The 21,809-nt window shown below is 63.8% G+C and carries 25 protein-coding genes; 21 read left to right on the top strand and 4 right to left on the bottom strand.

Annotated elements, in window-relative coordinates; genetic code table 11:
* Nucleotides 1-5: 5 nt before the first annotated feature.
* From A8G00_RS02290 to A8G00_RS02250, 9 genes are all read left to right on the top strand, one after another.
* On the top strand, nucleotides 6-746 hold the full coding sequence (locus A8G00_RS02290; protein WP_102999844.1) for an alpha/beta fold hydrolase: 741 nt from the start codon (nucleotides 6-8) through the stop codon (nucleotides 744-746).
* Nucleotides 743-1,519 carry an SDR family oxidoreductase gene (locus A8G00_RS02285; RefSeq protein WP_066563001.1) on the top strand — a complete coding sequence of 259 codons (777 nt, stop codon included), beginning with the start codon at nucleotides 743-745 and terminating at the stop codon, nucleotides 1,517-1,519. The genes A8G00_RS02290 and A8G00_RS02285 overlap by 4 nt, the downstream gene beginning before the upstream one ends.
* 1 nt (nucleotide 1,520) lies before the next feature.
* Nucleotides 1,521-2,075, top strand: coding sequence for an NADPH-dependent FMN reductase (locus A8G00_RS02280; protein ID WP_066563003.1), 555 nt, complete (start codon nucleotides 1,521-1,523; stop codon nucleotides 2,073-2,075).
* Nucleotides 2,076-2,137: 62 nt separating this feature from the next.
* Nucleotides 2,138-3,301: an acyl-CoA dehydrogenase family protein gene (locus A8G00_RS02275; protein ID WP_066563004.1), complete on the top strand. Its 1,164-nt coding sequence runs from the start codon at nucleotides 2,138-2,140 to the stop codon at nucleotides 3,299-3,301.
* Between the two features lie 10 nt (nucleotides 3,302-3,311).
* Nucleotides 3,312-3,770: a hypothetical protein gene (locus A8G00_RS02270; RefSeq protein WP_102999843.1), complete on the top strand. Its 459-nt coding sequence runs from the start codon at nucleotides 3,312-3,314 to the stop codon at nucleotides 3,768-3,770.
* The gene (locus A8G00_RS02265) at nucleotides 3,767-4,156 is read left to right on the top strand and encodes a MaoC/PaaZ C-terminal domain-containing protein (protein ID WP_102999842.1); all 390 of its coding nucleotides are present in this window, start codon (nucleotides 3,767-3,769) and stop codon (nucleotides 4,154-4,156) included. Before A8G00_RS02270 ends, A8G00_RS02265 begins: the two co-directional genes overlap by 4 nt.
* An 18-nt stretch (nucleotides 4,157-4,174) precedes the next feature.
* Nucleotides 4,175-4,729: a VOC family protein gene (locus A8G00_RS02260; protein ID WP_226869702.1), complete on the top strand. Its 555-nt coding sequence runs from the start codon at nucleotides 4,175-4,177 to the stop codon at nucleotides 4,727-4,729.
* Nucleotides 4,730-4,744: 15 nt separating this feature from the next.
* Nucleotides 4,745-5,584, top strand: a complete 840-nt coding sequence (locus A8G00_RS02255) for an alpha/beta fold hydrolase (protein WP_226869703.1) — start codon at nucleotides 4,745-4,747, stop codon at nucleotides 5,582-5,584.
* Nucleotides 5,581-6,336: an SDR family NAD(P)-dependent oxidoreductase gene (locus A8G00_RS02250; protein WP_066563013.1), complete on the top strand. Its 756-nt coding sequence runs from the start codon at nucleotides 5,581-5,583 to the stop codon at nucleotides 6,334-6,336. Before A8G00_RS02255 ends, A8G00_RS02250 begins: the two co-directional genes overlap by 4 nt.
* A 22-nt stretch (nucleotides 6,337-6,358) precedes the next feature.
* On the opposite strand, the gene A8G00_RS02245 is transcribed toward A8G00_RS02250, so the two are convergent.
* Nucleotides 6,359-7,417: a hypothetical protein gene (locus tag A8G00_RS02245; RefSeq protein ID WP_066563014.1), complete on the bottom strand. Its 1,059-nt coding sequence runs from the start codon at nucleotides 7,415-7,417 to the stop codon at nucleotides 6,359-6,361.
* An 87-nt stretch (nucleotides 7,418-7,504) separates the two neighbouring features.
* Nucleotides 7,505-8,029 (bottom strand): ester cyclase, encoded by a 525-nt coding sequence (locus A8G00_RS02240; protein WP_066563017.1) that lies wholly within the window; start codon nucleotides 8,027-8,029, stop codon nucleotides 7,505-7,507.
* Nucleotides 8,030-8,184: 155 nt separating this feature from the next.
* On the opposite strand from A8G00_RS02240, the gene A8G00_RS02235 reads away from it, so the two are divergent.
* The 5 genes from A8G00_RS02235 to A8G00_RS02215 all read left to right on the top strand — a co-directional run bounded on the left by A8G00_RS02235 (nucleotide 8,185) and on the right by A8G00_RS02215 (nucleotide 13,343).
* Nucleotides 8,185-8,640 carry a nuclear transport factor 2 family protein gene (locus tag A8G00_RS02235; RefSeq protein WP_066563020.1) on the top strand — a complete coding sequence of 152 codons (456 nt, stop codon included), beginning with the start codon at nucleotides 8,185-8,187 and terminating at the stop codon, nucleotides 8,638-8,640.
* Between the two features lie 43 nt (nucleotides 8,641-8,683).
* Complete coding sequence (locus tag A8G00_RS02230; protein WP_102999841.1) at nucleotides 8,684-11,023, top strand: membrane-bound PQQ-dependent dehydrogenase, glucose/quinate/shikimate family; 2,340 nt, start codon at nucleotides 8,684-8,686, stop codon at nucleotides 11,021-11,023.
* 128 nt (nucleotides 11,024-11,151) lie between these two features.
* Entirely contained in the window at nucleotides 11,152-11,601 is a 450-nt protein-coding gene (locus tag A8G00_RS02225; RefSeq protein WP_226869704.1) for a nuclear transport factor 2 family protein, read from the top strand.
* A complete protein-coding gene (locus A8G00_RS02220) occupies nucleotides 11,594-12,595 on the top strand; it encodes an NADP-dependent oxidoreductase (RefSeq protein ID WP_102999840.1) in 1,002 nt (333 codons plus the stop codon). The genes A8G00_RS02225 and A8G00_RS02220 overlap by 8 nt, the downstream gene beginning before the upstream one ends.
* A gap of 22 nt (nucleotides 12,596-12,617) precedes the next feature.
* Complete coding sequence (locus A8G00_RS02215; RefSeq protein ID WP_066563026.1) at nucleotides 12,618-13,343, top strand: SDR family oxidoreductase; 726 nt, start codon at nucleotides 12,618-12,620, stop codon at nucleotides 13,341-13,343.
* 30 nt (nucleotides 13,344-13,373) lie between these two features.
* On the opposite strand, the gene A8G00_RS02210 is transcribed toward A8G00_RS02215, so the two are convergent.
* Complete coding sequence (locus A8G00_RS02210; RefSeq protein ID WP_102999839.1) at nucleotides 13,374-14,522, bottom strand: NADH:flavin oxidoreductase; 1,149 nt, start codon at nucleotides 14,520-14,522, stop codon at nucleotides 13,374-13,376.
* A gap of 115 nt (nucleotides 14,523-14,637) precedes the next feature.
* Nucleotides 14,638-14,844, bottom strand: a complete 207-nt coding sequence (locus A8G00_RS02205) for a ferredoxin (RefSeq protein ID WP_066563029.1) — start codon at nucleotides 14,842-14,844, stop codon at nucleotides 14,638-14,640.
* A gap of 99 nt (nucleotides 14,845-14,943) precedes the next feature.
* On the opposite strand from A8G00_RS02205, the gene A8G00_RS02200 reads away from it, so the two are divergent.
* The 7 genes from A8G00_RS02200 to A8G00_RS02170 all read left to right on the top strand — a co-directional run bounded on the left by A8G00_RS02200 (nucleotide 14,944) and on the right by A8G00_RS02170 (nucleotide 21,808).
* On the top strand, nucleotides 14,944-16,329 hold the full coding sequence (locus A8G00_RS02200) for an aromatic ring-hydroxylating dioxygenase subunit alpha (protein WP_102999838.1): 1,386 nt from the start codon (nucleotides 14,944-14,946) through the stop codon (nucleotides 16,327-16,329).
* A gap of 28 nt (nucleotides 16,330-16,357) precedes the next feature.
* Nucleotides 16,358-16,933 carry a 3-phenylpropionate/cinnamic acid dioxygenase subunit beta gene (locus A8G00_RS02195; RefSeq protein WP_066563033.1) on the top strand — a complete coding sequence of 192 codons (576 nt, stop codon included), beginning with the start codon at nucleotides 16,358-16,360 and terminating at the stop codon, nucleotides 16,931-16,933.
* Between the two features lie 14 nt (nucleotides 16,934-16,947).
* Nucleotides 16,948-18,117, top strand: coding sequence for an NAD(P)/FAD-dependent oxidoreductase (locus tag A8G00_RS02190; RefSeq protein ID WP_102999837.1), 1,170 nt, complete (start codon nucleotides 16,948-16,950; stop codon nucleotides 18,115-18,117).
* Complete coding sequence (locus A8G00_RS02185; protein WP_102999836.1) at nucleotides 18,114-18,926, top strand: SDR family NAD(P)-dependent oxidoreductase; 813 nt, start codon at nucleotides 18,114-18,116, stop codon at nucleotides 18,924-18,926. The genes A8G00_RS02190 and A8G00_RS02185 overlap by 4 nt, the downstream gene beginning before the upstream one ends.
* The gene (locus A8G00_RS02180) at nucleotides 18,923-19,555 is read left to right on the top strand and encodes a TetR/AcrR family transcriptional regulator (protein WP_102999835.1); all 633 of its coding nucleotides are present in this window, start codon (nucleotides 18,923-18,925) and stop codon (nucleotides 19,553-19,555) included. The genes A8G00_RS02185 and A8G00_RS02180 overlap by 4 nt, the downstream gene beginning before the upstream one ends.
* A gap of 4 nt (nucleotides 19,556-19,559) precedes the next feature.
* Nucleotides 19,560-20,786, top strand: a complete 1,227-nt coding sequence (locus A8G00_RS02175) for an acyl-CoA dehydrogenase family protein (RefSeq protein WP_226869705.1) — start codon at nucleotides 19,560-19,562, stop codon at nucleotides 20,784-20,786.
* A gap of 101 nt (nucleotides 20,787-20,887) precedes the next feature.
* Complete coding sequence (locus tag A8G00_RS02170) at nucleotides 20,888-21,808, top strand: zinc-binding alcohol dehydrogenase family protein (protein ID WP_102999833.1); 921 nt, start codon at nucleotides 20,888-20,890, stop codon at nucleotides 21,806-21,808.
* The last annotated feature ends 1 nt before the right edge of the window (nucleotide 21,809 follow it).

The following is a 21,809-nucleotide window of genomic DNA, read 5'->3' as shown; positions in this document are numbered from 1 at the left end:
TCGTCATGACCACATTCCTACTTCTCCATGGCGGCGGCATGGGCGGCTGGACATGGAAATATGTCCGCGAACTGCTGGAGGCCAGGGGACACAAGGTCTACACCCCGACATTCACCGGCTTTGGCGAGCGCGAACATCTGATCGGCCGCGATGTCGGCAATGCGACCCATGTGCGCGACATCGTCAATGTCTTCAAATATGAGGATCTGCGCGACGTTGTGCTGGTGGCGCACAGCTATGCCGGAACCGTCGCGCCCGGCGTCATTGCCGAGGTGGGCGACCGCATCGCCAGGATCATCTATCTCGACGCCATCGTGCCCCGGTCGGGGGAACGGATCGCGTCCCTCATGGGCTATGTTCCCGAAGATCAGCTCGCCGCGCTGGATGCGATGCTCGAAGCGGGCGAAGGCCCGATCGGTTCGGGCGTGCATGACATGCAGCGCGCGGCCGCCAAGGACCATCCGCATCTCATGGACCCGGCGCGGGAGAAATGGCTGCTCGACAATCTGTCGGACCAGCCGATGAAGGCAACCGCCTGTGTCATCCCCGTGGGTGCCGAGACGATCACCCAGCCCGTCGACTATATCGCGGCGGCCGTCACGGTGATGACCGCCATGCACGACCGGGCGCGCGAACTGGGCTGGACCATCCATGACCATCCAGGCGATCACGCCCTGCTGGTGGGCGATCCGGAGGGTACGACCGACCTCATTCTGAAGATTGCCGCCGCGGGAGCAAAAGCATGAATGCGGCCGAACTGTTCTCGGTAAAGGACCGCGTCGCCATCGTCACGGGCGGGTCGACCGGCATCGGCCGCCATATCGCAACCGGCTTTGCCGCTGCGGGCGCCAAGGTCTATATCTGCGCCCGGACGGAGGCCAAGGTGATGGCGGCCGCGGCGGAGATTGCGGCCACGACGGGCGGCCACTGCACCGGCCTCGTCGCCGACCTGTCGACGCTCGTCGGGATAGAGGCTCTGGTCGCGGCGGTGTCCGCGCGGGAGCAGGCCGTACACGCCCTCGTGAACAATGCAGGGACCATGGCGGACGCGCCCATCGACGAATATGGCGAGGGCGAATGGGACCCGGTCATCGACCTGAACCTGAAGGCACCCTTCTTCACCCTCCAGAAATTCCTGCCCCTGCTCCGCGCGGGCGGCACGGCGGACCGCCCCGCATCGATCATCAACATCGGGTCGGTCGGCGCGCTCAAGGTGGGGCCCAAGGAAAATTACGCCTATCAGGCCTCGAAAAGTGCCATCCACTGGATGGCCAAGAGCCTCGCCAAGCGGCTTGGCCGCGACAATATCACCGCCAATGTGATCGCGCCCGGATTCTTCGAATCCGAGATGACGGTCATCACCTCCGACGAGATGCGCAGGATGGTGGAATCGATGGTCCCCCGCGGCCGCGTCGGCACGCCGGAGGATCTGGCGGGGGCAGCCATCTATCTCGCCTCGCGCGCGGGCGCCTATGTCACCGGATCGGTCATTCCGGTCGAGGGAGGATTGTCGATCTGATATGACCCAGCTTCATGTCGTCGCCATTGGCGGCACCATGCGCGCCTATTCCTCCACCGAGCGGGCGCTTCGCAAGGCGCTTGCCATCGCAGAGGAACGCGGCGCGCGCACGACGCTGCTGGCCGGGGAGGATATCGACTTCCCGTCTTACGCGCCTGAAAATCCGGACCGTTCGGATGCGGCGCGACGCTATGTCGACGTCCTGCGGTCGGCGGATGCCGTCATCATCGGCTCACCGGGTTATCATGGCGCGATCTCCGGCTTCGTGAAGAATGCGCTCGATTATGTCGAGGATATGAGCCGCGACGAGCGCTGCTATTTCGACGGCCTTCCCGTAGGCTGCGTGGCAACGGCGGCCGGCTGGCAGGCAGCGGTCGCCACGCTCCAGCAACTGCGGGTGATCACCCACGCGCTTAGGGGCTGGCCGACGCCGCTGGGCATCGCCATCAATACCATCGGCGGTGAAGGCGACCCGATCGAAAACGCGCCTATCCCCGATCAGTTGGGGATGATGGTGGGCCAGCTGTTCAGTTTCTGCCGACGGCCCGCCCTATAGTTGGATAGGTTCGCAACGCGTCCGACAGGCGCTTAGTCGTAGGGCCACTAACGGGAACGACGATGGATTTTTCACTCACCGAGGAACAGCAGGCGTTCAGGGACATTGTCCGCCGCTGGGTCGATGCGGAAGCGCCCAAGGACTGGATGCGCGCGCTGGAAGCCGACGAAGAAAATTATCCCTACGCGCTGTGGGACAAGATCGCCGAGCAGGGATTTTTCGGGATAGGCATTCCGGAGGAATATGACGGGCTGGGCGGCGACGTCATGATGCAGATGATCTTCGCCCGCGAATTTGCGCGAACGGCCGGTGGCCTGCTGTGGGTCTGGGGCCTCACCTCCTTCGGCGGCGCGAAGACGATCGGCGCGGTCGGCACGGAGGAGCAGAAAAATCGCTGGCTGCGTCCCATGGCACAGGGCAAGCTGCGCGTCTCGCTGTCGATGACCGAGCCCGATGGCGGCACCGATGTTCTGGGCGCGATGAAAACCCATGCCGAAAAGGTCGAGGGCGGCTGGAAGCTGAACGGCGCCAAGATGTGGACGACCGGCGCCAAGGCCGCCGACAGGCTGCTCGTCCTCGCCCGCACCGACAAAAATGTCGAGAAGAAGCATCATGGCCTTACCATGTTCTTCGTCGACGCCAAATCGCCCGGCATCACCGCCTCGCTCCTGCCCAAGCTCGGCATGCGCGCCATGGGCTCGTGCGAGGTCCATTATGAGGATGTCTTCGTCCCCGACGAGGACGTGCTGGGTGAACCCGGGCAGGCCTGGTACGCGATGCTGCCCACGCTCAACAATGAGCGGATCATGGTCGGCGCGCAGTGTCTGGGCGCGATCGACGGGGTACTGGAAGACGCGCTGGAATATATGCTGCAACGCAAGGCGTTCGGCGGCATTATCGGCCGCTTCCAGATTTTGCAGCATTATGTCGCGGACATCGCGACCTGGCAGAAGCTCACCGAATTGCTGCTCTACAATGTCGCCTGGATGCAGAGCAACGGCATGCCATGCGGAACCGAGGCGAACATGCTCAAGATGGTCGCCACGGAAAATGCCGTGAAGGCTGCGGACCTCGGCATCCAGATATTGGGCGGCATGGGTTATTCGGCGGAAACCGACATGCAGCGTTACTGGCGCGATCACCGCATCCTGCGGATGACCCCGATCAGCAACGAAATGGTGCGCAACACGATTGCCGAAAGCCTCGGCCTGCCGCGTTCTTTCTAAGGGACCCGCCATGAGCGATCTTGACGATCTTCCACCCGCACCCGACGCCGCCGGCACATCGCTGGACGGCACCAGGGTCTTTACCATCACGGCTGAGGAAAATGCCGCCCTGTGCCGCTCGACCGGGATCGAGCCGGCCGGGGACGGAAGCGCGCATCCGATCTATTATTATATCGCCACCCAGGTCGCGATGGGCAAGACGGTGGCCGGCGTGTGCGAAGCGTGCGAATTCGATGTCGAGGATGGCCCGATGATGGGCAGCAGCGGCGTGCGGTTCTATGCGCCGCTGAAGGTCGGCGAAAGCTACAGAGTGACGGGAGAGATTCTCAGCCTCGTCCGTAAGCGCAGCCGCAAGCTCGGCGTCATGGATGTGATGACCTATCGCCTGCGCCTGCACCTGCTCGATGGAACGCAGGTGCTGGAAACCGATAATGTGTGGGTTCTGCCCCGCAAGGAGTTCGCCGCATGAGCTACGCCATCGGAGATGCGCTGCCGCCCTTCACGATCGAGAGCGTCAGCCCGCAAGCCATGAAGCAGTGGGCCGTGTTTCTCGCCGATCCCAACCCCATCCATCTCGATGTCGAGGTGGTGAAGGCGAAGGGGCTGGGTGACCGGGTCATCAACCAGGGTCCGATCAACGTCGCCTATATGATGAACATGCTGATGCGCGCCTTCCCCGGCGGACGGATCAAGGCGATGGATTCGCGCTTTCTGGACAATGTCTATGGCAGCGACCGGGCGGTGGTGACGGGCAGGGTCGCGGCGATCGAAGGCAATGTCGTCACCTGCGAATTCTCGCTGGATGTGGATGGCCGGGGCACGGTCAATTCCGGCACGGCCACGGTGGAATTATAAGAGATGAGGAGAAAGTAAATGCCTAGCGGACCTTTTGCCCATGTATGCATGGTCGTCAGCAATCTGGAAAAGGCGATCGAAGACTGGACCAAAATCCTGCGCGTGCTCGATCCGGCATCGCTGGAAGAACGTCTTGTCAAATATGATGAATTTTCCAGCGGTGCCGATGCGGGCATGAAGTGGGCGACGTTCGTCAACAATGGCGGCACGGAAATCCAGTTCATTCAGCCGGCCCCCGGCACGCCCATGGGCGATCGCCTCGAAAAGGTCGGCGAGCATGTCCATCATCTTTGCTATGCCACCGACGACGTGCCGGGCGCGATGGAGAAATTGCGCGCCGAAGGGCTGCACCTGCCCGGCGGCGGTCAGACCTTCAACGATCCGGACATGACATGGCAGAAGTGGAGCTGGGTCGGCCATAAGAGTACCCATGGCTGCCTGATCGAGGTCGCCTCGCCCTATGAGAGCCGCAACGACGGCAAGTGGCACCACGCGCCGGGCAAATTCGCCTATAAGGGCCCCGGCGAACACCCGTCTTTCGCGGAAATGGTGCCGCCGGTGGCCGCCGGGTAAATGCATGGCTCCGGCATGACGCCCCCCACACAGATAAGCCTGCCGGGTGACGGGCTGGAGATGGTCGCGGACGCCTATGGCGACCCGGCCGCTCCGCCTGTCTGCTTCTTCCATGGCGGCGGCCAAAGCCGTCGTTCCTGGGCGGGTTCGGCCCGGCGAGTGGCGCAAGCCGGCTATTATGGCCTGACCTTCGATCTGCGGGGCCATGGCGACAGTGGCTGGGCCAGCGACGGCGACTATCTGCTGGAAGCTTATGGCCGCGATGTCGAAGCCATCATCCATGCCCTCGGCAGGCCGATCGCCCTGGTGGGGGCTTCGCGCGGCGGGCAATCGGCGCTGGTGGGCGGGTCGCGCCACGCCGATCTGGTGCGCCTCATCATGCTGGCCGACGTCGCGCCCTATATGGTCGATACGGGGGTGGAGGACATTCGCGGCTTCTTCCGCGCCAGCGATTCCGGTTTCGCGTCGCTGGAGGAAGCGGCCGATGCGCTGCACGCCCATCTTGGCCAGCCCCGCCTGCCAGACGTTTCCGGCCTCGCCAAATCGATGCGCGAGGAAGATGGACGCCTGTTCTGGCACTGGGACCCGCGCACGACGGCGCCGGAATTTCTTCATCCCCCCTCGGAAGGGGAAGCGCTCATTGCCGCGGCCCGGCGCGTAAAATCACCGCTTGTCCTTGTGAAGGCGGAACTGAGCGAGATCGTTTCGGACGAGAGCGTCAGGCAGTTTCGGGCACTGGCCCCGCAACTGGAGATCGAGATCGCCCATGGTGTCGGCCACATGTTCACCGGCGACCGCAATGATGCCTTTGCCGATCGCCTGCTCCACCATCTGGCTCATCATTTGCCGTTATGATGAAGGGCGCGGCCTTCGTCGTCGGTGGCACCGGCGGCCTTGGCAGCGCGATCTGCCGACGGCTGTCGACCGAATGGGATCATCTAACCATCGGCTACCGGTCCAGCCGTGAAAAGGCGCTGGCGGTCGCGGCGTCTCTGCCCAATAGTTCTTGTGAGACGCTGTCCGTTACCTGCGATCTTTCCGATCGCGCCTCGATAGAGACCGGCATTCGCGAGACGGTCGAGCAATTCGGCGCCATCGGCACGATGGTCTTCGCCAGCGGGGTCGAAATAGCCCAGCCCTTCGTCAGCCAGATCAGCGAAGACCAATGGCGCGAAGTCATCGAGATCGAACTGGTCGGCTTCACCCGCATCGTATCCGCCACGCTTCCTCATTTCCGCGCTCAAGGCTTCGGCAATTTCGTTACCGTCGTTTCGGTCGCGAACTACTGCTTCCCACCCGGCGACGCCCTCTCCTCCGTACCCAAGGCGGGGATGGAAGCCCTGGGCCGCGCGATCGCCAAGGAGGAAGGCCGCTACGGCATCAGGGCGAATATGGTCGCTCCGGGAATCATCGATGCCGGCTTGGGCGCCGACTTCCTGAGATCGCTTTATTCGCCTGAAATCTGGGAAGCACAGCGCAAACGCATTGCCCTGCAACGCTTCGGCAGCGGCGAGGATATCGCCGAAGCCGTGGCCTTTCTGGCCTCGGAAAGGGCGCAATATATGACCGGCCAGACCTTGATCGTCGATGGGGGCTTCAGCCTCTAAAAGTCGGCGGTAAGGGTTCCGCTCAGCCCAGCAGGCGCTGCGCCGCCACGCCATCGCCCCAATTATGGATGCGCTCCCAGAAGCGGACGCGGGTGGGCGCGAAATTGTGCATATGCGCCATGCGGGGACACACGAAGAGTTGAATGTCTTCCGCGCTCTTATAGGCTCTGGGTTCGGCTAAAGGGTCTGGCACGACATCGCGTTCGCCCATGGCGATCAGCACAGGCACGCGTATGGCGGCCGCTTCCAGCGCCACCGCGCCCGGCGCGACCATATATACACCGCATGGGGGCGTGGTCGCCGAACGCCATTCGGGCAGCGGATCGACCAGCCCTGCGGACGCCATCATGTCGAGCGTGACGATGTCCGCAGGTTCATCATCATGGTGAAAAGACCATTGAAAGGGATGCTCACCTGCCCGTGCCGCCGCCTGAAGCGCCTCGGCGTCGCCCAGCGTCACGCCCGGCGCTTGCGCCAGCGCGGCCGCGTTCAGGACATGCGGCGCGTCGAGCGATGAGCGGCGCGAAATCCAGGGCCATGCGGCCGGAGGCTGTCCCGGCCGGGTCGGCACGACGGTATGGATGCCGCTATAGCCCAGCACGCCGATGCCGTGAAATGTGTCGTGATTGCCCTGCGCCACGATGGTGAAGCATCCGCCCATCGATTGGCCTATGCCAAGGCATGTGGCATCGACGACCGGGGGCAGCCCATCGACGAGGGTGCCCGCTTCCAGCCGTCTCATGACCTGCCGCACCATGGCGTCGTTGGCCGCCGAGACATTATCGAGATTGAGGGCATTGCCTTCGGCGATGGTCGACTCGCCAAATCCCAGATGGTCGCAGGTGACGAAAATCCATCCGCGGTCGCAATGGAAACCCGCCTGTCCGCCGCCGGACCCATCCGGCATGTCGAAACTGAAATAGCGTCGGCAATAGCCCCCGCCGGGGAAGGCGAAGCAAACGGTCATGCGGTTGGTCAGTGTCGCAAGGTCCGGCAGATGGACCGTGACCGCCATGTGCGCCGCCATGCCGAGGTCCACTGCATCGCTGACATCGATCCTGAGGTCGACAGACCGCTTCATGCCCTTATCTTCCCTTTCCGGCCGAATTCCAGACCAGCCCCCTTCATCGATCCGGCGCGCCCTCGCCGCGCCGGATCGGCCTGTTGGTCACTTATAGGGATCGACGGGCTGGGGAACGTCGATGACTTCCAGATCCTTCAGCATCGTCAGCACGTCGGAGATCGAATAGATGTGATCGATCTTGTCGCCGCGGAATCGCAGCCACGAGAACCACAGCACGTTCAACTCGTTCCCGGTCGGCTGGACACCCATATAGGGACCGCCGGTATGCTTGCCATGATGGTGACACAGGACGCAGATCTCGTCCTCGCCGCGGCCCCAGGCCTTCAGCGTGCGATAGATGCTGGGCGGAAAAGTCGTGTAGAGGCCCTGCGGCGAGGTCTTCCAGACATGATAGGTTCCCAGGTCAGGCCGGTTGGGATTGTCATAGGTCATGCTGTCGGTGTTGAAAAACTGGTCCATGCCGTCCCAGTCGCCGCGGTTGATGACCTCGTGCAGGTCCATCCAGTGATTGACCATGTACGCCTGCCGCTCGGTCAGCCCGGCGGTGATTTCTGCCCGCTTCTCCTTCGACAGGACGAAATCGGCTTCCGTGAACGGGGCGAGGCCCATAATAGTCTCCTTGATTAAAAAACGGTCCACGGGATCGATCCCGGGAGTGACGTTTCATTCCCCTTAGCCGCCGCGCTCGGCACCTACCCAATGGAAGGCGGCGCGCCTTCCGCACTGTGTCAGCAGCCATTCTATAGAATGAAGGAGGAGAGGCCATGACACTGACCCTGCAGGAAATGTCGGACAGGTTCGAGATTCAGGATCTGATCGTGGGCTATTGCTACGCGGTGGATACACGCGACTGGGACGCACTGGACCGCTATTTCACCGAAGACGCCGTGATCGACTATTCGGAAATGGTGGGCGTCGTCGGGGGCCTTGCGGAGATAAAGTCCTTCCTGGCGGAAAGTCTGACGCTGATCCTCGCCTTTCAGCATGCCGTGTCCACCACCCAATATCAGATCGCGGGCGACCGGGCGAAGACCAAAACCGCCTGCTATAATCCGATGACGGTCAGCAACGGCGAAACGGCCGATACGCTGGTCTTCGGCCTCTGGTACCATCATGATTTCGTCCGCACCGGGCAAGGCTGGAAGATCAGCCGACTCTATGAGCAGAAGTGCTACCGGATCAATGTACCGGACTGGCTTGCGGCACAATTGCCTGCCTGATTCTCCCCTCACAGCTTTTGCCGGATTCCAAGGGGGGAGCCTGATGCGCCGCTTTCTGAACATGATTTTCATCCTGTCGATGCTTCTTGCCGGCCTGTCGCTGCTGTGGCTGGGGGGACGGCTCGCCCTGCTCGGCGGGTCAAGCTGGTATTGTGTGTCCGGCCTCATGATGGTGAGTGCGGCCTGTCTCGGCTGGCGCCGTTCGCCCCTCTCGGTCACCCTCTATTGGGCCTTTCTCGCGGCCAATCTCTGCTGGTCGCTTTGGGAGGTCGGACTGGACGGCTGGGCTCTTGCGCCCCGGCTGGCCATGCCGGTCGCCATGGGCCTCTACATGTTCACCCCCTATTACCGGCGGCATGTCGGCCTTGACCGCCCCCTGCCCGGCGCACGCATGCTGTGGCCCGGTCTTCTGCTGCTCCTCGTCGGCGCGATCGGCGCCGCCTTCTGGGCGGATCGTTCGCCGCCGGCGGGCAGCGCTCTGTGGGGCGCGGGACCGGCCCGCGCCTCCGATGGCGACTGGGTGGCCTATGGCAACGACCGGGGCGGATCGCGCTATTCGCCGCTGGCGCAGATCACGCCCGCCAATGTCGGCCATCTGGAAAGGGCATGGACGTACCACACCGGCAAACTCACCGATGGCAAGCAAGGCACGGCCTTTCAGGTCAATCCGCTCAAGGTGGGCAATCGCCTGTTCCTGTGTGCGGGCAATAATGATGTGATCGCGCTCGATCCGGAAACGGGGCGACAATTATGGCGGCACCGGCCCAAGACCGATCTCGCGGGTGTCTATGGCCTCGTCTGCCGCGGCGTCACCTATTATCGCATCCCGCAGGCCCATGGCTATTGCGCCGAGCGCATCTACACCGCGACGCTCGACGCCCGGCTGATCGCGCTCGATGCGGTGACCGGCGGACTTTGCCCCGGATTCGGACAGGGCGGTCAGGTGGATCTGAAGGCGGGACTGGGAACGGTCGACAAGGGCTATTATTTCGTCACCTCGCCCCCCGCCCTCGTGCGCGGCCGCCTCGTTCTGGGCGGCTGGGTGATGGATGGTCAGAAAATCAGGGAGCCTTCCGGCGTCATCCGGGCGTTCGATGCCGTCACGGGCGCTTTTTCCTGGGCCTTCGACATCGGTCGCCCCGACGATCACGGGCTGCCGCCGCGCGGCGGCGTCTTTACGCCGGGCACGCCCAATAGCTGGGCGCCCATGAGCTCGGACGAAGCGCTGGGCCTCGTCTATGTGCCGACAGGGAATGCAACGCCCGATTATTTCGGCGGGCATCGCACCGTCAATGATGACCTCTATTCCAGTGCCGTGCTGGCGCTGGACGCGGAGAGCGGGGCGGTGCGCTGGTCCTTCCAGACGACCCATCATGACCTGTGGGACTATGATGTGCCCGCCCAGCCCACGCTGGTCGATCTTCCCGGCGGCGTGCGCGGCCTGCTCCAGCCGACCAAGCGCGGGGAGATATTCTTCCTCGACCGGGCGACCGGCAAGCCGCTGTTGCCGGTCGAGGAACGCCCAGTCCCGCAGGGCGCCGTTCCCGGCGAACGCCTGTCGAAGACCCAGCCCTATTCGGTCGGCATGCCCAGTTTCGGCGGGCCGCGTCCGGCGGAAAAGAGCATGTGGGGTCTGACGCCGATCGATCAGGCGATGTGCCGCATCCGCTTCCGCCAGGCCCGCTTCGACGGGGACATGACCCCGCTGTCGACTGAGCATCCCACCCTCACCTGGCCCGGCTATCTCGGCGGGATCGACTGGGGTGGGGTATCGGTCGATCCCCGGCGCGGGTTGATGATCGTGAACAACAACCAGGTCGGCAATTACAATCGCCTGATCCCCAGAGCCGTCGCGGACCGACAGGGCATCAGGCCGATGAACGCCGCCCATATGAGCGATGTCGGTGGGCCGGTCGCCCAGATGGGCGTGGCCTATGCCGCCCATATCGCGCCCTTCCTCTCCCCGCTCGCCATTCCGTGCCAGCAGCCCCCCTATGGCCGCATCAACGCGGTGGACCTCAAGACCGGAAAACTGGTCTGGAGCAGGATATTCGGCACCTCGCGCGACAGCGGCCCGCTGGCCCTGCCAACGTTCGTGCCGATTCCCATGGGCGTGCCCAATATCGGCGGGTCGGTGGCTACCGCGAGCGGCGTCACCTTCATCGGCGCGACGCAGGAGCATATGTTCCGCGCCTATGAGACGACGACCGGCCGGCTGCTCTGGAAGGCGCGACTGCCCGCCGGCGGCAATGCCTCTCCCACCACCTACTGGTCGAACGCGAGCGGACGCCAGTTCGTGGTGATCGCGGCGGGCGGACATGGCGCAATGCTGTCAGGTGCGGGCGACGCGTTGATCGCCTACGCACTGCCCAACCGGAAATAGAGGCGGCCGCCCGTTGGTGGCTGGGCCTGCCGAGGCTATAAATCGCCGGAAGATGACAGTCGATCCTATCCTTTGGCGGGCAAGTTTAGCCGGCGCCTCTTTATGTTTTCAGCCGAAACTAGGGGAGGATGAACATGCCCGCACATGGCAGTCTGGTGAGACGCTTGCCCGTCGGCGCCGATGATGAACGTGCGATCGAACATGTGTTGCTGCGCTACGCCACCGGCATCGACACGCGTGACTGGCCGCTGTTCCGGACCTGCTTCGCGCAGGATTGCGAGGCCGATTACGGCAGTTTCGGGCATTGGCGCGGCCCGCGCGAAATCGCCGAATATATGGCCGACGCCCACCGCCATATGGGGCCGACGCTGCACCGGATCACCAATATCGTGATAGAGAAGCGCAACGATGAGGTGCACGCGCGCAGCTATGTCGATGCGCTCCTGCCGGAGGCGACCCAAGGCGGCGTGACCCATCGCGCGGCGGGCTATTATGAGGATTGCCTGGTCCGCACCTCGGACGGATGGAAGATTTCCCGCCGGAAATTCACCATGGTCAAAGCGGGGCTGGATGGCTGATCTCAACCGCCAGGTCCTGTTGACCTCCCGCCCGTCGGGAATCGCGCAGGCGGAAAATTTCGCGATCCGGCAGGCGCCGGTCGAACCGCCTGCGCCGGGTCAGATTCTGGTGCGCAATCACTATCTTTCGATCGAACCGGCGATGCGCGGCTGGATCGCCGATGCGGGCAACTATGCCGCGCCCGTCGCCATCGGTTCGGTCATGCGCAGCCTTGCCGTGGGCGAGGTCGTGGCCTCCGCGCATCCCGACTATGCGGTGGGAGAGCATGTGTCCGGCTGGTTCGGCTGGCAGGACTATGCCTGCCTCGCAGCCGATCAGGTCGTCCAGCGCACCACCGCGCCGGAGATGCGGGCATCGCTCGGCATTCTGGGCATCAACGGCATGACGGCCTATCTGGCCCTTACCCTGATCGGCCAGCCGCGCGCGGGTGAGACCATCGCGGTATCCACGGCGGCCGGCGCGGTCGGTTCGACCGTCGGCCAGATCGCCCGCATCCTTGGCTGCCGCACGATCGGCATCGCGGGCGGGCCGGTCAAGGCGCGACGCTGCGTGGATGAGTATGGCTATGACTGCGCCATCGATTATCGCGCCGGGAACATAAGCGCGGCGATCGCCGAGCATGCGCCCAAGGGTATCGACATGTATTTCGACAATGTCGCCGGGGCGATCAGCGACTCGGTTCTGCCGCATCTGGCACAGCGCGGGCGCGTCATTGTGTGCGGAACGGCATCGATCGACCGCTGGGAGCCATGGCCCACCGGGCCGCGCGTCGAACGCCATCTTCTGGTCAAACGCGCCCGTATGGAAGGCTTCGTCATCTTCGACCATGCCGATCGCTATGCCGAAGCGACAGCGCAATTGCGGACATGGATCGCGCAGGGCCGGCTCACATGGCGCGAGGATATATTGGACGGCATAGAATCCTGCCCCGACGCGCTCGCTGGTCTCTATCGCGGCGAAAATGACGGCAAGAGGCTGATCCGTCTTATCTGATCTGAAAAGAGGAAGTCACGTCATGGATCATCTGGAAGGGCAGATTGCCATCGTCACCGGCGCATCGTCGGGCATCGGCGCGGCCAGCGCCCGCACGCTTGCGGCAGCGGGCGCGACCCTGGTGCTGGTCGCCCGCCGCGCCGACCGCCTCACCGAACTGGCAGAGGAACTGGGCCGCGGCAGCACGGCCTTTGCCGCCGACATGGCGGACCCGGACGCGCCGCAAAGGCTGCACGATTTCGTCCTCGACCGCTTCGATCGGGCCGACATATTGGTCAACAATGCCGCCATGTTGCACGCCGCGCCGATCGACGCGTTCGACCTCGATCAGTTGCGCCCGATGATCGCGATCAACTATGAAGCGGTGGTGCGCGCCAGCACCCTTTTCGCGCGGACGATGAAGGCGGCCGGCAGGGGCCAGATCATCAACATATCCAGCATCGGCGCGAACATCACCGCCCCCGGTGTGGGTGTCTATGGCGGCCTCAAGCGCGCGCTGGAGGCGTTTACCGACTGCCTGCGGGTCGAACTCGCCGGGTCGGGCGTCAAGGTCGGCATTGTCGCGCCCGGCACGACCAGCACCGAGATTTTCGAGGATATGAAGGCCAGGGGGCAACCGTCCTGGGACAGCTTCATCCCGCCGATGCTGCCCAGCGACATCGCCGACGCCGTCGCGGTCATCGCGCAGCAGTCCGAACGCACCAACATCGCCCGCATCCAGGTCTATGCCGCAGCGGACAGCCATTGACGCCCCGGCCGGAGCCGGAGTGTCCGGCGATCAGTCCAGCGTGGCGTAGGCGTCCAGCCGGAACGGATTGACGTCGCCGCCATTGCGCATCTTGGCCACCCATTGGGCATCCATCAGCAGCGCGCGGCCGACCGCGATCAGGTCGAATTCGCCGCGCGCCATCCTGTCGGCCACCAGCGCCAGATTGTCGGTCATGACGGTCGGCTGCGCGAAGGAGGATTGCAAATCCTTGCTAAGGCCCACCCCGCCGACCGCGATGGTCGGTTTACCGGTCAGTTTCCTGACCCAACCCGCCAGCCCCATGTCGGAGCCTTCGAAGGCCGGTGCCGTGAAGATGCGCGTGCTCGCGTCGAATATGTCGACCCCCGCCTCGACCAGGGGAGCCAGCATCGCTTCCAGCTCGCCGGGCGTTTCTGCATTGCGTGCCTCATAATCCTGAAGCTTCCACTGGGAGAAGCGGAAAATGACCGGAAAATCGGGCGCGGTCGCGGCCCGGATCGCCCGCACCAGCTCGACCGCGAAGCGCGCGCGCTCGGCAATCCCGCCGCCCCAGCGATCTTCCCGCATATTGGTATGACGCCACAGGAAACTGTCGATCAGATAGCCATGCGCCCCATGCAGGGCCACGCCGTCGAAACCCACCGCCTTCGCATTGGCCGCGCTGCGGGCGAAGGCGGCGATCAGGTCGCCGATTTCGCTGTCGGTCAGCGGCGCGGTGGGTGCCCGCACCTGTTCCAGATAATCGGGCGGCACGATCGCTTTGTCGGTCGGGCCCCAGATGCCGGACGGACGGGCTGATGGCGCATCGGGATGATAGCCCGTGCCCGGCACGCGAATGACGCCCTGATGCCATAGCTGGGGGATGATGAGGCCGCCAGCGTCATGCACGCCGGCCACGATGTCGCGCCAGCGCGCCAGCGCTTCCTCGCCATGCAGGACGGGCGAAGCGCCGCCGCCCATGGTTTCGCGTCCCACTGCGGCGGGATGGTCGACCCCCACCCCTTCGGTGATGATCAGCCCCACATCGGCTTCGGCCCGCCGCCGATAATAGCCGGCCACCCCTTCCGAGGGGATGCCGCCCGGCGAGAAATTCCGCGTCATCGGCGCCATCACGAACCGATTGCGCAGGTGGAGCGAGCCGATCGTGAACGGTGTATATAAAATCTCGGCCTGCCCCATCAACGCGATCCTCTCATCTGCCTGTCAAACGACCGTGCCGCAGGGAACGAGCGCCAAAAACCTATCGAGCGACAGGATATCCGCCCCCCCGGACCCGCGCATGGTCACGCCGACTTCAGACTTCTTCGATGGCAAGGGCGGACTGCGGACAGGCTTCGGCCCCTTCCCGGGCCAGTTCCTCCAGTCCTTCGGGGACGATCTCGTCGTCCACATACACGATACCATTGGCATCGAGCTTGTAAATTTGGGGGCATATCTCGGCGCAAACGCCATAGCCACAACAGGCCGCCTTATCGATCACAACTTTCAGTTTCTGGCTCATCCAGCCTCTCCTTCCTCTTTAAGCGACATTACACCTTGAACAGATTTAGTTCAATATGTATAACACGACTCAATCAAGGAAATCCTCCAGGAGAGCAAGATGCTGCACAATGCCGGGCTGACGCTGAGCGACGGAACGACGCTTGACGACCTCATCGACCGCGACATGAACGAGGTGTCGTTGCGGGTGATGAACGACAAGGAACTCTATGAGCTGGAGATGGAGCGCATCTTCGCGCGCACCTGGCTGCTCCTTGGCCATGAGTCGGAAATTCCCAAGGCGGGCGACTATGTCATGCGCGACATGGCGGAAGATAATGTGATCGTCTCGCGCGACCGCAGCGGCGAAATCCACGTCATGCTGAACGTCTGCCCCCATCGCGGCATGAAGGTCTGCACGGCGGAAGCAGGCAACGCCCACGCCCATCGCTGCATCTACCATGGCTGGGCCTTCCGCGCGGACGGCAGCTTCATCGGCGCGCCGATCGAAAAGGAGCAGATGCACGGCAACAAGCGTTCCAAGGACGAGCTGGGCCTCAAAAAGGCCCGCGTCCATCTCTATGGCGGCCTGATCTTCGCCACCTGGAACAAGGATCTGTCGTTCGAGGATTATCTGGGCGACGCCAAATTCTACCTCGATCAGCTTTTCTGCCGTACCGACAATGGCCTTGAGATGCTTGGCCCCCCCCAGCGCTTCGTGCTGCCGTGCAACTGGAAGATCCCCGGCGAGCAGTCTGGCTCGGACGGCTTCCACACCCTGACGCTGCACCGTTCGCTTATGGAAGGCGGGATCATGGGCGGCACCGCGGAGTCGATCTACGACACCGCGCCGGGCATGTATGGCGTCGACCTTTCTGTGCCGCAGGGCCACACGCTGCGTTGCCTGGAAGCGGCGCAGACCTTCAAGATGTTCGCAGACGTCAGCTTCGAGGGAAAAACCACGGAAGAACGGCTGCATCTGCTGCCGCCGCCCGGCATCACCAAGGACCTGATCCCTCAGCTGTTCGAGAATCTGTCGGAAGATCAGGTCAAGCAGCTGGCGAACATCCCGCCCCAGGTCGGCGGCATGTTCCCCAACATCCTGATCGCCTTCATCTTCGCGCCCCGCACGGATGGCGGCGCTTCAGGCGCCCTGTCGCTGCACACCTATGTGCCCAAGGGGCCGGACAAGGTGGAGTTCGTGAACTTCATCTTCGCGGAAAAGGATGCGCCGGAAGATGTGAAGCGCGACATGCTTCAGAACGCCATCTGGTCGACCGGCACGTCGGGCACGATCGAGCAGGACGACGCCGACACATGGCCGCAGATCATGCGCAATTCACGCGGCCATATGAGCAAGACCATCACGCTCAAATATCAGGCGCTGCACGGCCATGAGCGTCCAGAAGGCTGGGTCGGCGGCGGCGATCTCTATCCCGGCTTCACCAAGGACGACACGCAATGGGCCTGGTGGATGGCCTATTATAATCTGATGGCCGAAGCCTGAGCCGCGGCGACGAGAGAGGACAGATATCATGGTGAACTACGCGACCGCCGCCATCGACAAGACCAGCGTCCTGCGCGGTCTTGTCTCCACCAAGCGAGTGCCGCTCGGGTCGGAAGTCTATAACCGCCTGCTCGAAACCCTCTATGACGAAGCCGCCGCGCTCGACGAACGCCGGTTCGACGACTGGGTGGCTTATCTGGAACAGGATTTGAGCTACACCGCTCCCCTCCGCCTCACCCGCAACGGTCCGAACAAGGACCGGGACGTGGTGCGCACGATGAAGCATTTCGACGAGAATTACGGCTCGATCCTGATGCGGACCGGCCGTCTGGCGAAGAGCGCCTGGGCCGAAGATCCGCCGTCGCGCACGCGCCGCTTCGTCACCAATGTCCGCATCGCCGAAAGCGAAACGGCCGGCGAATATGAGGTTGTGAGCTACCTCTATGTCGAGCGCAGCCGCATGGACAATCCGGAGAATGAGACGATCAGCGCCGAACGCCGCGACATCTGGCGGCTGGTCGACGGCGCGTACAAGCTGGCGAGCCGGGAAATCATCGTCGACCAGTCGACGCTCGGCATGTCCAACTTCGCCATCTTCCTCTGACCGGAGCGGCTTCGGTGACGGAAACCCCGCATATCGTGGTCGTCGGCAGCGGCCTTGCCGGCTATGGCGTCCTGCGTGAGCTTCGCAAGCTTGCGCCGGACGCCCGGCTGACGCTGGTCACGCAGGATGACGGGCATTTCTATTCCAAGCCCGCTTTGTCGACCGCGCTCGCCAAGGGCAAGGTTGCCGATACGCTGATCACCACGCCGGCGGAAAAGATGGTCGCGCAGCTGAAGCTCGATCTGCGGGCCGGCCGTATCGTCGAAGCGATCGACCGGCAGGACAAGGCCGTTCTGACCACCGGCGGGCCGATCTTCTACGACCGGCTGGTGCTGGCGATGGGCGCCGATCCGGTCCGGCCGCCGATCGACGGGGACGCCGCGCACCGCGCGCTCGCGGTCAACAATCTCGACAATTATCGCGACTTTCGGGAGGCCTTGCCAGATGGCGCACGCGTGCTCGTCATGGGCGGGGGCCTTGTCGGCACCGAATTTGCCAACGACCTTTCCGCAAGCGGCTATCAGCCGGTGGTCGTCGACATGCTCGGCCATCCCCTGGCCCAGCTCGTGCCGCCGGGCGTCGGTCAGATGATCCGCGACGCGCTGTCCGAAAAGGGCGTGGAATGGCATCTAGGCCGCAAGGTTCTGGCCATCCATAAGGGCGAAAGCGGAATCAGGGCCGAACTGGACGACGGCTTGGTGATCGAGGCGGCGGCGGTTCTTTCCGCCGTCGGGCTGCGTCCGCATATCCAGCTCGCACAGGAGGCGGGGCTGGAGGTCGCGCGCGGCATCAAGGTCGATCAGACGGGCTGCACCAGCGATCCCGCCATCTATGCGATCGGCGATTGCGCCGAATATCCGCAGGGACTGGCGGCCTATGTGACGCCGATCATGGCCGCCGCCCGCGCCATCGCGCCCAGCGCCCTCGGCACGCCGACGGATATCCGCTTCCCGCCGCTGTCCGTACAGGTCAAGACCACCGCCTATCCCGTCGTCCTGCTGCCAGCGCCCACGGGCGTGGAAGGACAGTGGCAGGAAATCACCAATGACGAGCGCGGCATCAAATATCATTATCACGACGCGGACGGGGCGATCCGCGGCTATGTTTTCACAAAAGACTATTGCCAGGAACGCATGGACATGGACCGTGCCCTGAGCGAGCAGATGACAGGAGCGGTAGCGTGACGGGATTGGTGAAGGACAAGGTCGCAATCGTCACCGGCGGCGCCAAGGGGCTGGGCTACGGCATTTCCCGCTGCCTTGCAGAGGCAGGCGCGCATCTGCTGATCACCGGCCGGGACGGGGCCGCCGCTGAAACCGTCGCGGCGGAAATCACGCAAAGCTTCGGCGTCCGCGCCGTCGGCATGTCGGCCGACATGGGCGTCAAGACCGAAGTGGAGGCGATGATCGAACGCGCCGTCAGCGAATTTGGCGGGCTGGACATATTGGTCAACAACGCGTCGCAGCTTTCGCCCAATGTGCTGCTGGAGCAGAAAACGGACGAGATGCTTCAGCGGACACTGGAGATCGGCACCTGGGGGAGCTGGTGGGCCATGCGCGCCGCCTTCCCGCATATGAAGGCGCGCGGCGGCGGCTCGATCATCAATTTCTATTCGATCGACGCCCAGACCGGCGCATGGCTTCACGCCGACTATAATATGAACAAGGGCGCGATTCTGGGGCTTACCAGGACCGCGGCGGTCGAATGGGGCCGCTTCAACATCCGCACCAACGCCATCGCGCCGACCGGCATGGGGCAGGTATTTGCAGACCTAGCCGAAAACGTCCCCGGCTTTCTTGAGATGGCGACCGCCAGCAACCCGCTCAAGCGCGCGGGCGACCCGGAAAAGGATATCGGCCCGGTCGTCCTGTTCCTGGCGTCGGAAATGTCGCGCTTTGTGAATGGAGAGCTGATCAATGTGGATGGCGGTCAGCATCTGCCAGGCTATGTGAGCGTTCCGCACAATCTGGCAGAGATGGAAGCCCAGACATGAAACTGATGCCGCACGCCGACTGGAACGAAATCGTCGCCACCGATCAATCGGGCAGCGTCCAGAAGATCATGGACGGCACGTTGCGCGCGATCAACTCTATTGGCGCGCGCCGCCTGTCGATGAGCGACATCAGCGAGAGCAGCGGCGTCTCGCGCGGCACGCTCTACCGCTATTTCGCCTCCAAGGAGGAAGTGCTGGCGGCCTTCAGCGAATATATCTGCAGCAGCTTCGAAAAGGGCATTGTGGAATCGGGCGAAAGCATTGTTGAGCCGATCGAGCGCTTCCGCGCGGTGATGCGTTTTTACGGCCGCTTCACGATCGAACGCTCGCCCGAAGGCATTTTCGAGGTCGAACCGGCCTTCCATCTCAATTTCCTGCGCAGCCATTTCGGTCGCCATAAGGCCGCGGTCCAGCGTGCGCTGGATCCGGTGCTCGACTATTTCGACAGGCTCATCGACAGCCAGATCAACCGGGACGCGTTCTGCGACACGATGGTCCGCCTACAACTGAGCACTCTCATCATTCCAGCCACTCCGGAGTGGCTGGCGATCTGGAACAGCGCGCCCGATCAGTTGTGCGAATGGGCATTGCAGATCGCCGGGCACCATAGCGAACATAAGAAAGGATGAACTGATGGCTACTGCCCCCAAGGTGGATAATGAAATCCAGTGCGGCTTTGCCGAAAAGGCTGTCGCTGACGCGATGGTGGAAAAAGCGCGCGGCTTTCGCGCCTTCCTGCAAAGCGAGGCGCCCGAGGGCGAGAAGCGGCGCAATCCTACCCCCGCCGTGGACAAGATGTTGAAGGAAGAAGGATTCCTGCGCATGCTCCTGCCGCAGCGGCTGGGCGGCATGGGCCTCTCCCCCACGGATTTCTGCCGGGTGCAGATGGAAATCGCCAAGGGCGATCCCGCCATCAGCTGGGTAATCCAGATCGTCAACGGAACGAGCTGGATCACCAGCCTCGCGCCCGATGGCGTGCAGGACGCGGTGTTCGGCGGCAGTCCGCAGTCCGTCTGCGGCGCCTACAACCCTCCCGGCAAGGCGCGCAAGGTCGACGGCGGCTGGATCATCAACGGCAAATGGCCCTATATGTCCGGTTCGCGGCAATCGAACTGGGCGCAGCAGGGCGTGGTGCTGGAAGGATATGACGGTCCCGTCGTTCCCGGCATCAGCATGTGCTATCTGCCGATGGACAGCATGACCATCGAAGACACATGGTTCGTTTCCGGCATGCAGGGCACCGGGTCCGACACGGCGGTCGCCACGGATGTTTTCATTCCCGACGCCCAGATGGTGCTGATGGATGAACGCGCCGGACAGATCGACCGGACGAAGCGCCATTTCGGCGCCCCTTCCGATCTGCTGCCCGCCGTGCCCGTCGTCCGCACCACCGGCATCGCCCAGCTGATCGGCGCGGTTGAGGCCATGCTGGAAATCGTCACCGCCGAGGCCCCCAAGAAGCCGGTGCTGACGACCATCATCGGCCCGCGCACCAGTTCGGGCGCCTATATGCGCGATCTGGGCGAAGCGGCAGCGATGATCGATACCGCCAAGCTGATCCTGTTCGACCTGACCGCCAAGCTGGACCGCGTCGGTCTGGGCGAGGAATTCACCCTTGCGGAGAAGGCGAGGCAGCGTGCGGGCGGCGCGCAGATGATCGAGCTGGTTCATGGCGCCAGCGAATCGCTGATGTTCCAGGCCGGGTCCTCGGGCTTCGCGCTGGACAAGCCGATCAACCGCTACTGGCGCGACATTTCGATGGCGCTGCGGCATATCCAGAATATCCCGACTATCGGCTATGAAATCTATGGCCGCAACCTGACCGGCGCCGATCCGATCTCGCCGCCGGGCGCCTATTGAGGTCGATAAGCCACCGAAAGAAGGGTTGCCCGGTCGAAAGAATGGGCGCCCCTCCTTCCTCCGCGGCCCGGCCGCATCCATCACGACCATAGGGGAACGCCGTGCGGGCCGCCCTGATCGACAGCGATGGCTGCTTCGCGCTGGCCGATCATCCCGAGCCAGCCGCCCAGCCCGGCTGTCGCGTCATAGAGGTTGCGGCGGCCGGAATCGGCCCCACCGACCTCATGCGCGCGAAGGGCTTTTTCGGTCCCATCAGCGCGCCCTATGTGCCCGGCGGCGAAGGTGTCGGGCGCCTGGATGACGGCAGGCGCGTCTATTTCGGCCATAGCAGAGCGCCCTTCGGTGCCATCGCGGAACGCACGCTCGTGGCCGAAGAGGAAATCTGGCCTGCCCCCGACGGCCTTTCGGACGACCAGTTGATCGCCCTTGCCATCTCCGGCACCGGCGCACTGATCCCGCTGGAAGAGGCGCGGATAGCCAGAGGCGAGTCCGTCCTCATTCTCGGCGCGACCGGCCCGGTCGGGCAGATCGGCGCGCAGGTCGCGCGGCTGCTGGGCGCGGGCCGCGTCGTGGCGGCGGCGCGCAGCCGCGAACGGCTGGAGGCCATGCAGGCCGCCGGTCATGCCGATGCGATCGCCCTATTGGGCGAAGGCGATGATGACGCCGCGCTGAAGGCGGTTTCGCAAGGCGGCTATGATGTCGTGCTCGACATCATCTACGGTCCGCCCGCCGAAGCGGCGATGCGCGCCACCCGGCCCGGCGCGCGCATGATGAGCATCGGCGTGCAGGCCGGGCCAACGGTCACGCTGTCCCTGCGCGATCTCGTCTTCCGCAGCCATATCGGCGTCGGCACCGGGCAACGGCCGGCCAGCGAGCGCCGCGCCGCCTATGACCGGCTGATCGACATGGCAATGACCCAGGGCCTGACCGTCGACACATGCCGCTATGCCTTTGCGGATGCGGCCGACGCGTGGGCGGCGCAGGCCGGCAGTCCCCATGGCAAGATCGTCATCACCCGCTGAT

The sequence above is a fragment of the Sphingobium sp. SA916 genome (assembly GCF_002894065.1).
Taxonomy (GTDB): Bacteria; Pseudomonadota; Alphaproteobacteria; order Sphingomonadales; family Sphingomonadaceae; genus Sphingobium; species Sphingobium fuliginis.
The sequence above is the reverse complement of the archived record's forward strand: the minus strand, read 5'-3'. Positions and strand labels throughout refer to the sequence as shown.

Excerpts from the sequence above, each read along its gene's own strand:
- A8G00_RS02250 (WP_066563013.1), top strand. The coding sequence starts at position 5,581 with ATGATGAAGGGCGCGGCCTTCGTCGTCGGTGGCACCGGCGGCCTTGGC.
- A8G00_RS02265 (WP_102999842.1), top strand. The coding sequence starts at position 3,767 with ATGAGCTACGCCATCGGAGATGCGCTGCCGCCCTTCACGATCGAGAGC.
- A8G00_RS02220 (WP_102999840.1), top strand. The coding sequence starts at position 11,594 with ATGGCTGATCTCAACCGCCAGGTCCTGTTGACCTCCCGCCCGTCGGGA.
- A8G00_RS02215 (WP_066563026.1), top strand. The coding sequence starts at position 12,618 with ATGGATCATCTGGAAGGGCAGATTGCCATCGTCACCGGCGCATCGTCG.
- A8G00_RS02200 (WP_102999838.1), top strand. The coding sequence starts at position 14,944 with ATGCTGCACAATGCCGGGCTGACGCTGAGCGACGGAACGACGCTTGAC.
- A8G00_RS02275 (WP_066563004.1), top strand. The coding sequence starts at position 2,138 with ATGGATTTTTCACTCACCGAGGAACAGCAGGCGTTCAGGGACATTGTC.
- A8G00_RS02230 (WP_102999841.1), top strand. The coding sequence starts at position 8,684 with ATGCGCCGCTTTCTGAACATGATTTTCATCCTGTCGATGCTTCTTGCC.
- A8G00_RS02285 (WP_066563001.1), top strand. The coding sequence starts at position 743 with ATGAATGCGGCCGAACTGTTCTCGGTAAAGGACCGCGTCGCCATCGTC.
- A8G00_RS02255 (WP_226869703.1), top strand. The coding sequence starts at position 4,745 with ATGACGCCCCCCACACAGATAAGCCTGCCGGGTGACGGGCTGGAGATG.
- A8G00_RS02225 (WP_226869704.1), top strand. The coding sequence starts at position 11,152 with ATGAACATGCCCGCACATGGCAGTCTGGTGAGACGCTTGCCCGTCGGC.
- A8G00_RS02270 (WP_102999843.1), top strand. The coding sequence starts at position 3,312 with ATGAGCGATCTTGACGATCTTCCACCCGCACCCGACGCCGCCGGCACA.
- A8G00_RS02205 (WP_066563029.1), bottom strand. The coding sequence starts at position 14,844 with ATGAGCCAGAAACTGAAAGTTGTGATCGATAAGGCGGCCTGTTGTGGC.
- A8G00_RS02240 (WP_066563017.1), bottom strand. The coding sequence starts at position 8,029 with ATGGGCCTCGCCCCGTTCACGGAAGCCGATTTCGTCCTGTCGAAGGAG.
- A8G00_RS02280 (WP_066563003.1), top strand. The coding sequence starts at position 1,521 with ATGACCCAGCTTCATGTCGTCGCCATTGGCGGCACCATGCGCGCCTAT.
- A8G00_RS02175 (WP_226869705.1), top strand. The coding sequence starts at position 19,560 with ATGGCTACTGCCCCCAAGGTGGATAATGAAATCCAGTGCGGCTTTGCC.
- A8G00_RS02195 (WP_066563033.1), top strand. The coding sequence starts at position 16,358 with ATGGTGAACTACGCGACCGCCGCCATCGACAAGACCAGCGTCCTGCGC.
- A8G00_RS02245 (WP_066563014.1), bottom strand. The coding sequence starts at position 7,417 with ATGAAGCGGTCTGTCGACCTCAGGATCGATGTCAGCGATGCAGTGGAC.
- A8G00_RS02235 (WP_066563020.1), top strand. The coding sequence starts at position 8,185 with ATGACACTGACCCTGCAGGAAATGTCGGACAGGTTCGAGATTCAGGAT.
- A8G00_RS02290 (WP_102999844.1), top strand. The coding sequence starts at position 6 with ATGACCACATTCCTACTTCTCCATGGCGGCGGCATGGGCGGCTGGACA.
- A8G00_RS02260 (WP_226869702.1), top strand. The coding sequence starts at position 4,175 with ATGCCTAGCGGACCTTTTGCCCATGTATGCATGGTCGTCAGCAATCTG.
- A8G00_RS02210 (WP_102999839.1), bottom strand. The coding sequence starts at position 14,522 with ATGGGGCAGGCCGAGATTTTATATACACCGTTCACGATCGGCTCGCTC.
- A8G00_RS02180 (WP_102999835.1), top strand. The coding sequence starts at position 18,923 with ATGAAACTGATGCCGCACGCCGACTGGAACGAAATCGTCGCCACCGAT.